At 62.8% G+C, this 15,176-nt stretch carries 15 protein-coding genes; 11 read left to right on the forward strand and 4 right to left on the reverse strand.

What is annotated here, in order from left to right:
- Window positions 1–4: 4 nt before the first annotated feature.
- Together AC13QO_RS13950 and AC13QO_RS13955 are read right to left on the reverse strand one after the other, a co-directional pair.
- A complete protein-coding gene (locus AC13QO_RS13950; RefSeq protein ID WP_488540898.1) occupies window positions 5–535 on the reverse strand; it encodes an NADPH-dependent FMN reductase in 531 nt (176 codons plus the stop codon).
- 12 nt (window positions 536–547) lie between these two features.
- On the reverse strand, window positions 548–1,612 hold the full coding sequence (locus AC13QO_RS13955; RefSeq protein ID WP_488540899.1) for a LacI family DNA-binding transcriptional regulator: 1,065 nt from the start codon (window positions 1,610–1,612) through the stop codon (window positions 548–550).
- Between the two features lie 183 nt (window positions 1,613–1,795).
- Between AC13QO_RS13955 and AC13QO_RS13960 the strand changes: the two genes are divergently transcribed.
- From AC13QO_RS13960 to AC13QO_RS13980, 5 genes are all read left to right on the forward strand, one after another.
- Window positions 1,796–4,312 carry a hypothetical protein gene (locus AC13QO_RS13960; RefSeq protein ID WP_488540900.1) on the forward strand — a complete coding sequence of 839 codons (2,517 nt, stop codon included), beginning with the start codon at window positions 1,796–1,798 and terminating at the stop codon, window positions 4,310–4,312.
- 67 nt (window positions 4,313–4,379) lie between these two features.
- Entirely contained in the window at window positions 4,380–5,639 is a 1,260-nt protein-coding gene (locus tag AC13QO_RS13965) for an ABC transporter substrate-binding protein (protein ID WP_488540901.1), read from the forward strand.
- 11 nt (window positions 5,640–5,650) lie between these two features.
- Window positions 5,651–6,688, forward strand: coding sequence for a carbohydrate ABC transporter permease (locus AC13QO_RS13970; protein WP_488540902.1), 1,038 nt, complete (start codon window positions 5,651–5,653; stop codon window positions 6,686–6,688).
- On the forward strand, window positions 6,685–7,734 hold the full coding sequence (locus AC13QO_RS13975; protein ID WP_488540903.1) for a carbohydrate ABC transporter permease: 1,050 nt from the start codon (window positions 6,685–6,687) through the stop codon (window positions 7,732–7,734). Before AC13QO_RS13970 ends, AC13QO_RS13975 begins: the two co-directional genes overlap by 4 nt.
- 18 nt (window positions 7,735–7,752) lie before the next feature.
- On the forward strand, window positions 7,753–8,832 hold the full coding sequence (locus tag AC13QO_RS13980) for an ABC transporter ATP-binding protein (protein ID WP_488540904.1): 1,080 nt from the start codon (window positions 7,753–7,755) through the stop codon (window positions 8,830–8,832).
- 57 nt (window positions 8,833–8,889) lie between these two features.
- On the opposite strand, the gene AC13QO_RS13985 is transcribed toward AC13QO_RS13980, so the two are convergent.
- The gene (locus tag AC13QO_RS13985) at window positions 8,890–9,072 is read right to left on the reverse strand and encodes a hypothetical protein (protein WP_004673791.1); all 183 of its coding nucleotides are present in this window, start codon (window positions 9,070–9,072) and stop codon (window positions 8,890–8,892) included.
- Window positions 9,073–9,447: 375 nt separating this feature from the next.
- On the opposite strand from AC13QO_RS13985, the gene AC13QO_RS13990 reads away from it, so the two are divergent.
- The 6 genes from AC13QO_RS13990 to AC13QO_RS14015 all read left to right on the forward strand — a co-directional run bounded on the left by AC13QO_RS13990 (window position 9,448) and on the right by AC13QO_RS14015 (window position 14,283).
- On the forward strand, window positions 9,448–9,657 hold the full coding sequence (locus AC13QO_RS13990; RefSeq protein WP_085778133.1) for a hypothetical protein: 210 nt from the start codon (window positions 9,448–9,450) through the stop codon (window positions 9,655–9,657).
- A gap of 9 nt (window positions 9,658–9,666) precedes the next feature.
- The gene (locus AC13QO_RS13995) at window positions 9,667–10,041 is read left to right on the forward strand and encodes a GFA family protein (RefSeq protein ID WP_085778134.1); all 375 of its coding nucleotides are present in this window, start codon (window positions 9,667–9,669) and stop codon (window positions 10,039–10,041) included.
- 211 nt (window positions 10,042–10,252) lie between these two features.
- Window positions 10,253–11,545 (forward strand): efflux RND transporter periplasmic adaptor subunit, encoded by a 1,293-nt coding sequence (locus AC13QO_RS14000; RefSeq protein ID WP_488540905.1) that lies wholly within the window; start codon window positions 10,253–10,255, stop codon window positions 11,543–11,545.
- 11 nt (window positions 11,546–11,556) lie between these two features.
- Window positions 11,557–12,273, forward strand: coding sequence for an ABC transporter ATP-binding protein (locus tag AC13QO_RS14005; protein WP_488540906.1), 717 nt, complete (start codon window positions 11,557–11,559; stop codon window positions 12,271–12,273).
- Window positions 12,263–13,465 (forward strand): ABC transporter permease, encoded by a 1,203-nt coding sequence (locus tag AC13QO_RS14010; protein WP_488540907.1) that lies wholly within the window; start codon window positions 12,263–12,265, stop codon window positions 13,463–13,465. Before AC13QO_RS14005 ends, AC13QO_RS14010 begins: the two co-directional genes overlap by 11 nt.
- 203 nt (window positions 13,466–13,668) lie before the next feature.
- Window positions 13,669–14,283 (forward strand): GntR family transcriptional regulator, encoded by a 615-nt coding sequence (locus tag AC13QO_RS14015; RefSeq protein WP_488540908.1) that lies wholly within the window; start codon window positions 13,669–13,671, stop codon window positions 14,281–14,283.
- 49 nt (window positions 14,284–14,332) lie between these two features.
- Here AC13QO_RS14015 and AC13QO_RS14020 read toward each other — a convergent pair whose 3' ends face one another.
- A complete protein-coding gene (locus tag AC13QO_RS14020; RefSeq protein ID WP_488540909.1) occupies window positions 14,333–15,145 on the reverse strand; it encodes a ferredoxin--NADP reductase in 813 nt (270 codons plus the stop codon).
- Window positions 15,146–15,176: the final 31 nt, after the last annotated feature.

The following is a 15,176-nucleotide window of genomic DNA, read 5'->3' on the forward strand; positions in this document are numbered from 1 at the left end:
AGCCTCAGGCTGGGCCGCAATAGCGTGCGAAGGCCTCGAGGAAACGGCGCATCTCCTCCTGATGCCGGGGCGCGGAAAGATGCTCGGCAATTTCTTGCGGGGAAAGCTTCATCAGATGGAAGCGAAGGAAGAGCTGCTCGCTGAAGCGCTCGCTCAGCGTAGCGAGAACGGTGCGAAGCTGCTGCAGCATCTCATCGCCGCGATGCGACGCGTGCGCAAGCACGATCGGTTTGCCGATCACTTCGTTGCGGGAGACGAGCCAGTCGATGGCGTTCTTCAGTCCGCCGGGGATTGACCTGATATATTCGGGGCTCGCCAGGATCAGTCCATCCGCATCCGCGATGGCATTTGCAAGAGCCGCCACTTCGGAAGGAGGCTCGGGAAGTTCGCGATCGGGCGAGAAGACCGGGAGCTCGCCAACACGATCATAGACCGAGAGCGTATGCGCCGGCCCGGCAGCCGACCGGAGAGCATATAGCATGGCCGTATTGGTCGAGGCTCTGCGGGCGCTACCGGATATCGCCAGGAATTTCATGACCGGAATACCTCACGCAATTGGCTTGATGTGATCCACGGCAACCGGATGGCGGACGGCTGCGACGCTCCCCCTTTCGACGACATGGCAGGCAAGCTCGACACGGCGGAGCGGCAAGGCAAGGCCGAGCATCATGTCGCGCAAGAGGTCCAACGCGGTGGCGCCGAGTTCGCGCATCGGGATGTGCACCGTCGACAGTGGCGGATTGAGAAAAGCCGATTGCGGCAGGTCGTCTATGCCCATGACAGAGACATCCTGCGGCACGGCATAACCCATCGCCTGCAGTCCGCGCACGGCGCCGTTGGCGAGACTGTCGCCCGCCGTCAGAACGGCGGTGAAGCAAAGGCCCTTGTCGCCGACGAGACGGGTGATCGCCTCGGCGCCGAGTTCCGGCAACCAGTCGTCAACCTCGAGCACCAGGTCGGCATCGGCCGTCAGTCCATGATGCTGCAGCGCGTCGCGCCATCCCTCCAGGCGCCGCTCGATCGTCCGCCGTCCCGGCCGCAGCATGAACAGGATGCGTTGATGCCCGGCCCCGATCAACCGCTCGGCGGCAATGAAGGCGGCTGAGCGGTTGCAGGGCGTCACGCTCGAAAGCCGCATATAGGGATCGTCGCTGTTGACGAGTACGACGGGCTTCCCGAGATCGGCGGCGGCCGCCAGCATGTCCTCCTCGTCGAGCGTCAGAATCAGCATGCCGCCGAAACTTGCATCATTGCGCATCTCGGCGATGACGCGGGTTTCATCGGCCTTGTCGGCTACCGGACGCATCGCCATTTCGATGCCGAGGGCGGACGCGCGCGCGTTCAATCCCTCCAGCACGTGGAGCGTGAACTGGTTGCGGACATAGTCGATCATCGCCGCGCCGGAGGCGACGAGCATGACCTTCTTGCCGGCGACACTCGCCGGCAGCGCATAACTGACAGCGCTCGCCGTTTCCAACACCAGCTTGCGGATCTCGGGCCTGACGCCCTTTTCTCCGGCGAGCGCGCGCGACACCGTGCTGATCGAGACGCCGCAGCGGGCGGCGATATCGTCGAGGCGTGTGCGCCTGCCTTTTTTCTGCTCCGCGGCCATCACATCTCCTCGCTCTCTCCTGAAGTATGCAAAAATCTTTCAGATTGCGCAAACGGAATGGCTATGCACAATTAACGTGTCAGCGACAGGCGGCAGAGCAGGGAGGCTTTGAAGATGCGGTTTGACGGCAAGTCCATGCGTCGGCGTTTTGCCCGGTGCGTCAAGGTTCAAGCGGGCTGAAGCATGGCCGCAGAATCCTATCTCCGCCGCAAGACCGCGAAACAAAGCCCGATCCTCTACTGGCAGCTCGGCTCGCTCTCGCAGGCGCGCTACGACGTCGCCGACCGGCCGATGCAAGGCGACATGGATCCGTTTTTCTTCGTCACCAAGACGAAGAATTTCATTCCGCATGAATATCCCTGCCGCACCGAATTCAAGGCATGTTTCGCCGGGCGGCGGCCGCAGCCGGCTGCCGAATTCGAGGCCGTCCGCTGGTGGCTTCCCTTTTCATCGCCGCGCGTCGATCTCTCCGGCTTCTGGTTTCGTCCGACGCGCATCGGCTGCTGGGCGCGCACCTTCCTCGACGCGCTGTCGGCGGGACCAGCCACGTTGCGCCTGTCGACCTGCGGCGGCGCCGTTCTCTTCGTCAATGGGGCCGAGCAGGGCTTCGTGGCGCCTTACCAGCGCAATCTGGAAACTCAGCAGATTTTCGAGGTCGAGCTTTCCAAGGGACTCAACGAGATCCGCATCTATTTCGACGATCTCGCCGAACGCGACACCCGCTTCTATTTCCAGCTGGATTATCTCGATGGGCCGGAGGTCGAAACATCAGTGCCTGTTCCCATCGCCGCCGGTGACGCGGACGGGCTGGAGGCAATCCTCGAAGGCATGCGCTTCGACCGCACCGCCTATCTCGGCGAGGACGTGACGATCCTGTTTCCCGCGCCGCTGCCGGTGGCGCTGAGCTGTCATGTCGAGATCGAAGGCGACTTCATGTCGGTCGAGCACTTCGATTATGATTTCGCGCTGAAAGCGGGGGCGATGAAGCTGGAACTCGGCCCCTCGGCCGATATGCCCGCCGATTTCCGCCATTTCCGCATCACGTTCAAAACAGGCAAACTTTCGCTCGGCCGCACGCTCGGCGTCGAGATCTGCCATCCCCAGCGCCAGGGGCTGGCGCCCGCCGCGCTCGAGGATCGCGTCGCCCAGGCGCTTGCCGAGGTCGCCGCCCATTCCGAGCCGGATACGGTCTGCGCCTTCGCGCGCCTTGCTTTGGGGCAGGGCGGCGAGGAGACCGAGGCGATGATCTCGGCGATGCTGCCTGTTATCGAGGATTGTCATGACTGCGCCGATTTCGTTCTGGTGCCGCTGCTCTTTGCCTGTACGCGCTGGAGCGATCTGCTGTCGCAGGATCTGCGGCAGAGGATCGAGCGTGCCGTTCTCAATTACCGCTACTGGATGGACGAGCCCGGCAACGACGTGCAATGGTATTTTTCGGAGAACCACGCGCTGCTCTTCCACACCGCCGCCTATCTCGGCGGCAGGCTGTTTCCCGATGCCGTCTTCGTCCGTTCCGGCCGCACCGGCGCCGAGCAGATGAGGGTCGGCGAAGAGCGCGTCCGCGCCTGGCTCGATCATTTCGAGCGCTGGGAAATGGCCGAGTGGAATTCCGTTCCCTATTTCCCGATCGACCTCAAAGGGCTGACGGCGCTTGCCGCCTGCGCCCCGGACGAGACGATTCGCAATCGAGCCAATGCCAGCATCGTCCGCCTGATGGAAATCGTGGCTCGCTCGGCCCATCACGGCATGCTGACCGGCAGCCAGGGCCGCTCCTATGAACATACGCTGCGCCCCGGCCGCTCGGTCGAGCTGTCGGCCATTGCTCGGCTGCTCTGGGGCCGCGGCTGGTACGGCCGTCGCGTCCACGCGCTGCCGCAGCTGGCCGTCTGCATCCGCGATCACGGCTTGCGTTTTCCCGAAGAGCTCGCGGCGATCGCGGCGCACCAGTCCGACGACGCGCAGGAATGGACCTTTTCCCAGGGCGAGAACCGTTTCGCCGCCCTCTATCATTACAAGACGCGCGACACCGCACTCGGCACCATCGCCCATTATCGCCCCGGCGCCTGGGGCTATCAGGAGACCGTGTTGCATTTGCGTTTGGGCGAGCGGCCGGAAGCGCAGATCTGGATCAACCATCCCGGCGAAACCATCCAGTTCGGCTACGGCCGGCCCAGTTTCTGGGGCGGCTGCGGAACGCTGCCGCGCGTCCATCAATATCGTGACCTCGCCATTCTCGATTTCGACATCCACGACGGCCAGCCGGATTACACCCATGCCTGGTTCCCGCTCGAAGCCTTCGACGAGACGGCGGTCAGCGGCAGGCTGGCGCTTGCCCGTTCCGGCAACGGTCTGGCGATGCTGATCGGCAACGGCGTGCTCGAACCGGTGAAACACGGCCCGACGACGGACGTCGAGCTGCGCCTGGCCGGCCGCAACGGTCGCTGGATCGTCCGCCTCTCCGATCTCGGGCGCGAAGACGGCCTCGAAGGCATGCGGGCGCGTTTCGCCCCGCTTGCTGCTCGCCGCGGCAAAGAGGGTGCGCTGATCATCGACGACCCGGATTATGGTCAGGTTGTCTTCGAAGAGGACGGTACCGTGCGCGCCGAAGGCCGTATTCTCAAGCCGTCAGACTGGTCAGTGCGAGGAGACGCGGTACATCTTGAGATAGCGGGCAGGCAGCAGCGGCGCGCTGCCTCTTAAATGACATCTCCGGACAGGTGGAGGACCTGGCCGGATGCAGAAGTTCATCGGTCAAGAGGAGGAGACTATGACCAGAATGAAATCGATCGGCGCGGCCTTTGCTGCGGTTCTCTTGAGTTCCGTTGCCGCCCATGCCGGCGATGTGCGCATCATGTGGTATTCCGACGGCGGCGAAGGCGAGGTGATCAAGGATCTGCTGGCGCGCTTCTCGAAGGCCAATCCCGATGTCAACGTCATCCTCGACGAAGTCTCCTATGACGTCGTCAAGGAACAGCTGCCGGTGCAGCTGGAAGCCGGGAAGGGGCCCGATATCGCCCGCGTCACCAATCTGAAGGCGCAGTCGCAGCACTGGCTCGATCTCCGCCCGCTCCTCGCCGATGCGAAATATTGGGACGAGAATTTCGGCGCCCAGGCTGACTGGATGCGTCCCGACGGCTCGAACGCCATCACTGGCTTCATGACCCAGCTGACGCTCACCGGCGGCTTTGTCAACAAGACGCTGTTCGAGCAGGCCGGCGTCGAAATTCCCGGCCCGAAGGCCACCTGGGACGACTGGGCTGCAGCGGCCAAAAAGGTCGCTGATAGTCAGAAGGTCTTCGCCATGGCGATCGACCGCTCCGGCCACCGCGTCACCGGCCCTAACATCTCCTACGGCGCCAACTATATCGCCGCCGACGGCAAGCCGGCGCCCATCGATCAGGGCGCCAAGGAATTCCTCAGCCGCTTCGTCAAGTGGAACGAGGACGGCACCGTCAACAAGGACGTCTGGGTCAGTGCTGCCGGCAGCACCTATCGCGCTGCCGCCGACGACTTCATCAATGGCGGTCTCGCTTATTATTATTCCGGCAGCTGGCAGGTTTCGGGCTTCGCGCAGAAGATCGGCGACAGTTTCGATTGGGTCATGGCCGGAAGCCCGTGCGGCACGGTGGCCTGCAGCGGCATGCAGGGCGGCGCCGGTCTGGTCGCCGTCAAATACACCAAGAACCCGAAGGACGTCGCCAAGGTGATGGACTACCTGGCAAGCGTCGACGTGCAGAAGGAATTCGCCGAGCGCAGCCTGTTCATCCCGGCGCATAAGGGCGTAGCCGCCGGCCAGGTGGACTTCAAGACCGACAATCCGCATGTGAAGGCGGCGCTGAAGGCCTTCGTTGAATCGGCCAGCCAGACGGCCCCGGCTGCGCTGAAGCTGCCGGGCTGGAAGTGGTCGGACGCCTATTACAGCGCCATCGTTGCCCGCATCAGCCAGGTGATCGCCGGCGAAATGAAGCTCGACGATGCCTATGGCCGCATCGACGAGGACATCAAGGCCAAGGTCGGCGGCAACTGACGGAAGAGCGGATGGCGGAGAAGACGGTTTCTTCCGAACCACCGGCGAAAGCCGGTCTGCGGCAGGCGCTCAGCGCGCCTGTCCGGCTCGTCATGGGGATGATCGACATTCCCATGCGCGCCTGGCAGAAGCTGACGGGGCTGAACGGCATGGCGGGCGTCTTTCTGGCGCCCAACATGGTGATCTTTTCCGTCTTCGTGCTCCTGCCGCTAGTCATCAACTTCATCTATTCGACGACGAGCGGCGGCGCCATCTTCCTGCCGAACAGGACTTATGTCGGCGCTGAGCAGTACCGCATCCTCTTCGATTGCCGCTCCTATCTCGACCCCTCGACTTGTGCTGCCGACACATTCTGGGCCGCCGTGCGCAACACCGCCGTCTTCGTCGTCTTCCAGGTCTCGGCAATGCTGGTCGCGGCACTCGCAACGGCGTTGATCCTCAACCGCGAACTTTCCAATCGCGGCTTCTGGCGCGCCGTCTTCTTCTTTCCGGTGCTGCTGTCGCCCGTGGTCGTCGGCCTGATCTGGAAGTGGATCCTTCAGCGCGAGGGCCTGTTGAACTATGCGCTAAGTCCTTTCGGCTTCGAACCCTTCTCCTGGCTCAGCGATCGTTTCTGGGCCTTCTTCTTCGCCGTCTTTGTTTCGGTCTGGGCGCATATGGGCTTTTATGCGCTGATCCTGCTCGCCGGCCTGCAGGCGATCCCGAGGGATCTCTATGAGGCAGCGGCAATGGACAAGGCAAGCCCCACCCGCATCTTCCGGCGCATTACCCTGCCGCTCTTGATGCCGAACCTCATTGTCGTCCTGGTTCTGGCGTTGATCCGCGCGGTGCAGATCTTCGACGAGGTTTTCGTGCTCACCGGCGGCGGGCCGGGCACCAGCACCATGTACATCACCCAGTTCATTTACGAGACCGGCTTTGCCAGTTCGCTGCGCAATCCGGGGCTCGCCTCGGCCGCCTCGATCCTGATGGGCATCGTGCTCGTCATCCTGACGCTGGTCCAGCTCGCCGCAAGCAGCCGCAACGAGAAGAAGGGCAAACGTCTATGAGCGCCGTCGCCACCTTCCTGCTTCGCCGCCGCGGCCGTGGCTGGCACTGGACCGACGTCGTCACTTGGATCTGGCTGGTATCAGGCGTCATCCTGATGTTCGGCCCGGCCATCTGGCTGGTCTTCTCCTCGTTCAAGACGCCAGCCGCTCTTGCCGAGTTCCCGCCGTCCGTCCTGCCCTACGTCACCGAGCAGGCCGTGGTGCCGGGTTACGACAAGCCTTTGCCGCTCTATAATGTGACGATGCCGGATGGCAGCACCCATGTGCTCGCCGAAGTCCGCCGCATCGGTATCATGGGCCAGATGGTCGATCCGAAACAACCGGGCGAAATCGTCAAGGTCAATATCAAGGACCGCACGCCGGTGCGTGAGGTCGAATTCGCGACCAACAACTACACCGAGCCTTTCCAGCGCTTCGACTTCTTCCTGTTCCTGCGCAACTCGGTCTTCGTGACGGTGGTGGCGACGGCCATCACCCTGTTGGTCAATTCGATGGCTGCCTTTGCGCTGTCGAAATACCAGTTTCCCGGCCGCACCGCCGTTATGCTGATGATCCTGGCAACGCTGATGGTGCCGCTCTCGGTCATCGTCGTGCCGCTCTATTCCGTCATTGGCAGCTTGAATCTCTTCGACAGCCTCTGGGGCGTCATCCTGCCGACCGTCGCTACGCCGACGGGCGTCTTCCTGCTCCGCCAATACATGCTGACGATCCCCGATGAACTGATCGACGCCGCGCGCATGGACAAGGCCAGCGAATGGCAGATCTACTGGCGCATCATCCTGCCGCTGTCGGCGCCGGCGCTGGCGGTGCTGGCGATCTTCTCGGTGGTCTGGCGCTGGAACGACTTCCTCTGGCCGCTGATCGTGCTGTCGCGCAAGGAACTCTACACGCTGCAGGTCGGCCTCAACGTCTATGCCGGCGAGCTCAATGTGCAATGGCACTATATCCTCGCCATGACCGTCGTCTCGATGATCCCGGTTGTGCTGATCTTCGTCTTCCTGCAGCGCTTCATCACGACTGGTATCGCCGGCTCGGGGCTGAAATAATATGAAACAGGAGAGTGCATGAGCGGACTCGAGCTCAGGAACATCGTCAAGAATTTCGGCGCCGTCGAGGTCATCCGCGATGTCTCGCTTGCGGTCAATGACGGCGAGTTCGTCGCTTTCGTCGGCCCGTCCGGGTGTGGAAAATCGACGTTGCTGCGCCTGATCGCCGGCCTCGACAAGCCCACAGGCGGCAGCATCGCCATCGACGGCAAGGACGTCACCGCGATCGGCGCGGCCGACCGCGGCCTTGCCATGGTCTTCCAGTCCTATGCGCTCTATCCGCATATGAGCGTGCGCGAAAACCTTGCCTTCGGCTTGGAGAACACCAAGGTGGCCAAGGCCGAGATCGAAGCCCGCATCGCTGATGCCGCCCGGATGCTGGAGATCGAGCCGTTTCTGCAGCGCCGCCCCGGCCAGCTCTCCGGCGGCCAGCGCCAGCGCGTCGCGATCGGCCGCGCCATCGTCCGCCGGCCGGATGCCTTCCTGCTCGATGAGCCACTCTCCAATCTTGACGCCGAGCTCCGGGTGAGCATGCGCGCCGAACTCGCCGCGCTCCACGCTCGCCTGAAGGCGACGATGATCTACGTCACCCATGATCAGGTCGAGGCGATGACGCTCGCAAACCGCATCGTCGTGCTGAGAGGCGGCAGGATCGAGCAGGTGGGAACACCCCTGGAACTCTACAACAAACCCGCCAACCGCTTCGTCGCCGGCTTCATCGGCGCGCCGCACATGAATTTCCTGGAAGCCTCGATCGTCGGTCACGAGGGTGGTTTCGTGCAAGTCGAAACCGTCGGCGGCCACCGTCTTTCCGTCATTGCCAGAGAGGTGCGTCCGGCAGGCGAAAGGGTCAGCATCGGCATACGGCCACAACACATCAGTCTCGCCGATGCAGCCGCCGCAGGCAGGCTGGACACGCGGATCACCCTTGTCGAGGAACTGGGATCTGAAACCGTCGTCCATACCGAAGCCGCCGGCAAGAAGCTAATCGCCGTCTTTGCTGGCCAGCAGCAGATGAAATCCGGCGACAGCCTGCCGCTCCATCTCGATCCCGAGGTTCTGCACCTCTTCGGTGAGGACGGCCGGCGTTTAACTTGAAACAAAAAGCCCGCGCCGGAATGGAGGGCGCGGGCCGAGTGTCATGTCATGACAGCTTTAGTGGCTGTTCTTGTGGCTTTGTTGACCAGCCTTTACATGCTGCTCATGGCTGCCGCCGCGGGTTCCGCTGGACTGCGCGTCGCGGCCGCCTGAAGAGGCGCTGCGGGTATTGGAGTCATTCTTGTGACTCTGCTGCCCAGCCTTGACGTGCTGTTCATGGGTTCCACCTTGGTTTGCCATTTGGTTTCTCCTTGGTTTTGAACTGAGGCCACGTCGACCTCGTCTTGACAACCTCGCCCCGGCGCATGCGTTCCGCATTTTAACATTTCGTGATCTCGCCGGAATGAGGATGAGGTAGCGGACCGGGCGGGTAGGGAGCTCGCCTGCCAGTTCGTTGGCCATCGGGAGAAAGCGGAAAAATCCCGATGTTCTCCAGCGCCGCCGCGTCCGCGTGGCGCGGCCCGCAGCCTCGCTTCGAAAACCGTCTCTCGGCAAAAAGGTTCCAGGAAAATCAGCCGCATCCGCTTCGGTTGATGGCCCTGCCGAGGCCGCTCGAGTCTTTTCAAATAGATGGGCCGCTCTAACTTACAGGGAAGCTGATGAAAGGAGAAAACCATGACCGACGCACCGAAAACGGCGACCCCGGCGCGAAGAGTGTTGCGTGGCCGCCCCTACAGCATGAGCGAATTTGCCAGAAAATACCGGTTGGACGACAAGGAGGCCAAGCGCCTCTATGACAAATTTGGCCCCTCGGCCACGGAACTCGATCTGCTGATGGCGGCAAAGCGCCGTCCGCCGGGCCTCCCAACCAAGCTCGACTCCTGACGGCCGTCAATGAGGATCAGAACGGGAAGCTGCCTTTGCGGAGCGGTCGCCTACCGAGTGGAAGGGGAGCCGCTTCGCGTCGGCCTCTGCCACTGCGCTGATTGCCGCAAATCGAGTGGTTCCGCCTTCGTGTTCTTTGCGCTCTGGCCCCGACCGGCATTTTCCCATAGCGGCGAGATAGCCACATTCGCCGGCCGCAGCTTTTGCCCCGCCTGCGGCAGCAGGCTCTTCTGCCTTCAGGAGGCGACGGTGGAAATCCGCCTCGGCTCTCTCGACGGTCCGCCGACGGATCTTGAGCCGAACCATGAAGTGTGGATCAAGCGGCGCGAAGCCTGGCTGCATCCGCTGCCGGGTGCCGGGCAATTTACCGAGGATCCCGATTAACGGTGGGCAATTTCTGCCTGTCGGGAGCGCGAAACGCTGGGGATTTTTGCGCTATAGGCTCCGCGGTCTGAAACTTGAGGTTTCTTACCAATATTTCATTTCACCTGTTCGCAATTCCGTGCCAGTTCGGCGGCAACGCTAATTCCCGGTTCATCTGCGGTGTGATTATTTCATTGCAGGCCGATGCGGCCACTGACTGATCGAGGATGACATGAACAAAATCGTAAGCGGCGAAGAAACCGGAGCAAAGGCCGGCGGGACGCCCGACCTCGCTGCGGTACTTGCCGCGTCGGCAAGGCAGAACAAGCGGGGCCGCTGGCGCGGGCGTTTGCTGGTTCTGCTGATCATCCTCGTTGCCGCCGCAGCTGCCGCCTATTTCTATGTCGGCCGGGGGCAAAGCGAGGTGAGCTACACGACGCAGCCGGCAAAACGCGGCGACCTGACGGTGCTTGTCACAGCCACCGGTTCGGTGCAGCCGACCGAGCAAGTTGACATCTCGAGTGAACTTTCCGGCACCGTCCGTGACGTCAACGTCGACTATAACAGCACGATCAAGGCGGGCGACGTGCTGGCGCTGCTCGACACCAACAAGCTCGAGGCGGATGTGAAGAGCTCGCGCGCCAAAGTCAATTCGGCCAAGGCGAATGTCGCCAAGGCCAATGCCGATCTCGAATCGGCGAGCACCTCGCTCGAGCGGCTGAAGAGCCTGGTCAGGAGCAATGTGTCCACACAGCAGAGCCTCGACGACGCCACCTACAAATATGATTCCGCCGTCGCTGCCAAACAGATCAACGAAGCCGAGGTGCTGGCCGCGGAGGCCGATCTGCAGCTTGCCGAAGTCAATCTCGCCAAGGCAAAGATCGTCTCGCCGATCGACGGCGTGATCCTCACCCGTTCCGTCAATCCGGGCGCCACCGTCGCCGCCTCGCTTTCGGCGCCCATTCTCTTCACCATCGCCGGCGATCTGAAGAAGATGGAGCTGCAGGTCGATGTCGACGAGGCCGACGTCGGCAAGATCGCCGTCGGCCAGAAGGCGAAGTTTACCGTTGATGCCTATCCCGACCGGTCCTTCCCCGCCGAGATCGAGCAGATCCGCTTCGCCTCCGAAGTGGTCAACAATGTGGTGACCTATAAGGCGGTCCTCTCGGTCGACAATGCCGACCTGCTGCTGCGCCCCGGCATGACCGCGACCGCCGATATCACCGTCGAGGCCGTCAAGGATACGCTGATGGTGCCGAACTCGGCGCTGCGTTATGCCCCGCCGCAGGCAGAACGGCGCGGCCGCGGTATTCTGGGGATCTTCGGGCCGCCACGCCGGCGCGGCGGCAGTTCCGGTGAGGTGCTGACGGGAACGCAGCGCCGCGTCTGGGTGTTGCGCAACGGCCGCGCCACGCCCGTCGTCATCCAGGCCGGGTCGTCCGATGGCCAGTTTACCCAGGTGGTATCGGGCGAACTCAAGGAAGATGACGCCTTGGTGACCGACGCCACGGTGCGGACGAACTAGGCGGAGAGACGATGACAATGCCGCCGCTCATCGAGTTCAGGAAGGTCTCGAAGATCTATGGCGCGGGCGAGGCCGCAATCCGTGCGCTCGACCATGTCGATCTGGCGATCGATGCCCATGAATTCGTCGCGATCATGGGGCCGTCTGGCTCCGGCAAGTCGACGGCGATGAACATTCTCGGCTGCCTCGATGTGCCGACATCGGGCGATTACATCTTCCAGGGCATCCCGACCATCGGCTTCGACCGTGGTCAGCTGACGCTGTTGCGCCGCCACATGCTGGGCTTCGTCTTCCAAGGCTTCAACCTTCTGTCGCGCACCTCGGCGGTCGAGAATGTCGAACTGCCGCTGATCTATCGCGGCATGGCGGTGCGCGAACGGCGCGAACGGGCGCGCGAGGCACTGGCGCTGGTTGGCCTGTCCGGCCGCGAGCATCACAAGACGCAGGAGCTGTCGGGCGGCCAGCAGCAGCGCGTCGCCATCGCCCGCGCAATTGTCACCGAGCCGGCACTGCTGCTCGCCGACGAGCCGACGGGCAATCTCGACACGAAGACCAGCGTCGAAATCATGGATCTGATGACGCGATTGAATCGCGAGCAGGGCATCACAATCGTCATGGTCACGCACGAGCCCGATATCGCCGCCTATGCCGAGCGGCTGCTGCGCTTCGTCGACGGCAAGCTGGAGACGGAGCTGGAGCATCGCAGGAGGGCGGATCATGTTCTTTGAGACGCTGAAACTCGCCCTGCGCGCCATCAGCCGCAACATGCTGCGTTCGTTCCTCACCGTTCTTGGCGTCGTCATCGGCGTTGCCGCAGTCATCGCGCTGGTGACGATCGGCAACGGCACGACCGCCCAGGTCTCGACCGAATTGTCGCGGCTCGGCACCAACATGCTGTTCGTCCGTCCCGGCCAGTTCGGCCCCGGCCGGGCGAGTTCCGAGGCCAAACGTTTCAGCGTCAAGGATGTCGCCGCCATCCGCGACCAGATCGGCGGCTTGAGGGCGGTGGCGCCGCTCAACCAGTCGACGGCAACGGTGATTTTTGGCGGTCAGAACCATTCGACCAGTGTCTACGGCACCACCAACGACTACTTCGTCGCGCAGGACTGGAATCTGGCGCTCGGCCGCACTTTTACCCCCGCCGAGGAGCGCGGCCAGTCCCGTTGCATCATCGGCGAGACGGTGCGCTCGCAGCTCTTCGGCGCCGGCGACCCGCTCGGTCAGCAGATCCGCGTCGGCAAGGTTTCCTGCCCGGTCATCGGCGTGCTCGCCAAGCGCGGTCAGTCCGGGATGGGCACCGACCAGGATGACGTCGTCATCATGCCGGTCAAGGTGTTCCAGCGGCGCATCAGCGGCAACAGCAACGTGCCGCAGATCATCATTTCGGCGCGCGACGGTGTGTCCACGGCCAAGGTGCAGGCCGATGTCGAAAATCTGCTGCGTGAGCGCCGCAAGATCATTCCCGGCCGGCAGGACGATTTCAACGTCAACGACATGACGCAGATCGCCGAGGCGATGACCGGGACGACGACGCTGCTCACCGGCCTGCTCGGCGCCGTCGCAGCGATCAGCCTGCTCGTCGGCGGCATCGGCATCATGAACATCATGCTGGTCTCCGTCACCGAACGAACTCGGGAAATCGGCATTCGCCTGGCGATCGGCGCGCTCGAAAACCAGGTGCTCACTCAGTTCCTGGTCGAGGCGGTGGCGCTCTCGCTCTTCGGCGGCATCACCGGCATCGTGCTCGGCCTGAGCCTCGGTCTGGTGGCGGTCACCCTCCTGAAAGTCCCCTTCGTCTTCAGCCCGATGATGGTCGCCGTCGCCTTCCTCTTCTCCGCCGCAATCGGCATGATCTTCGGCTATTTCCCGGCGAGGCGGGCAGCGCAGCTCAATCCGATCGAGGCGCTGCGGCACGAGTGAAAAGGTCGGCGCGATCGAATTGCGCTGCAGCTTTAGTAGGAGCGCTCCGATAGACGCCTGCAAGAATGCAGCTTTCATGAATGACGATCGCGGTTCGGCCACGCGGCCTCCGCTTTGTCACTCTTTGGATGTTTGCGGCGCCTTGTCTTCGATTCTTCACCATGCCACAATGTGATATATCAGTATGAGGCGGGATTGTCGGCATGCAGACGTCACAGAGCCATCTTGCCTATCTCGCGCTGGAGCACCTGATCGTGACGCTGGCGCTGAAGCCCGGCGCACTCGTCACCGAAAAGCAGCTGATCGATATGGCAGGCCACGGGCGAACGCCGGTGCGCGAAGCGATCCAGAAGCTTGCTTGGCAGGGGCTGATTTTGGTGAAGCCGCGGGTCGGGCTGCAGGTTGTGGAGATCGCGCCGGAGGATCATGGCAATGTCATGCAGGTGCGCCGCGAGCTGGAGCCGATTGCGGTAAGCCTCGCTGCCGAGAATGCCACGGACGAACATCGCGAGCGCCTCGGCGATTGCGCCGACGCGATGGAGAAATGCGCCGCCACCGGCGATCTCACCGGCTTCTTCGCCGCCGACAAGACCTTTGACGAGATCCTCGAGGATGCCTGTCCGAATGGCTTCATAACGGCCGCGCTCGGCCCAGTGCAGACCCATTCGCGTCGCCTCTGGTATTCCACCGCAAGCCCTGAGCGAATGGACCGCGCCATCGCGCTGCATGTAGCCGTCATTCGGCCCATCCAGCGGGGCAGACCGGATGAGGCGCATGCGGCAATGGCGGCACTGATCGACTATCTCGCCCGCAAATAAAAACGGCCCCGTCTCCGGAGCCGCTTGCAGTTTGATTTTCGAAAGAGTCTCAGCCGACGAAAGCGCGCTCGATGACGAATTCGGCGGGCTTGCTGTTGGCGCCTTCGTTGAGGCCGGCCTTTTCGAGCAGTTCCTTGGTGTCCTTGAGCATGGCCGAGGAGCCGCAGATCATGCCGCGGTCGATTGCCGGATCGAGCGGCGGCACGCCGAGATCGGTAAACAGCTTGCCCGAAGAGATCAGGTCGGTGATGCGGCCGCGATATTCGAAATCCTCGCGCGTAACAGTCGCATAATGACGGAGCTTGTCGCCGACCACTTCCTTCAGCAGTTCGTCATTATGGATCTCATGCACGAGGTCGAAACCGTATTTCAGCTCGGCGACGTCGCGCGTCGTATGGGTGAGGATCACTTCCTCGAACTTTTCATAGGTCTCGGGATCGCGGATCAGGCTGGCAAAAGGCGCAACGCCGGTTCCCGTCGAAAACATGTAGAGGCGGCGGCCAGGCGTCAGCGCATCGAGCACCAGCGTGCCCGTCGGCTTCTTGCGCATCAGCACCTGGTCGCCCGGCTTGATCGCCTGAAGATGCGAGGTGAGCGGACCGTCCGGCACCTTGATGGAGAAGAACTCGAGTTCTTCGGCCCAGGCGGGGCTGGCGATCGAATAGGCGCGGAAGACCGGCTTGCCCTCGACCATCAGGCCGATCATCGCGAATTCGCCGGAACGGAAACGGAAGCCCTGCGGCCGGGTCATCGTGAAGCGGAAGAGCCGGTTGGTGTAATGCGTCACGCTGAGCACCGTCTCGGCATAGACGCCGGCGGGGATGGACGATGCGAAGTCTTCGGTCTTTGCAGGCGCGTTCATTGCGGTAGAGGATCCCGTTTCGTCGGATGAA

The organism is Rhizobium sp. CNPSo 3670 (genome assembly GCF_057784555.1).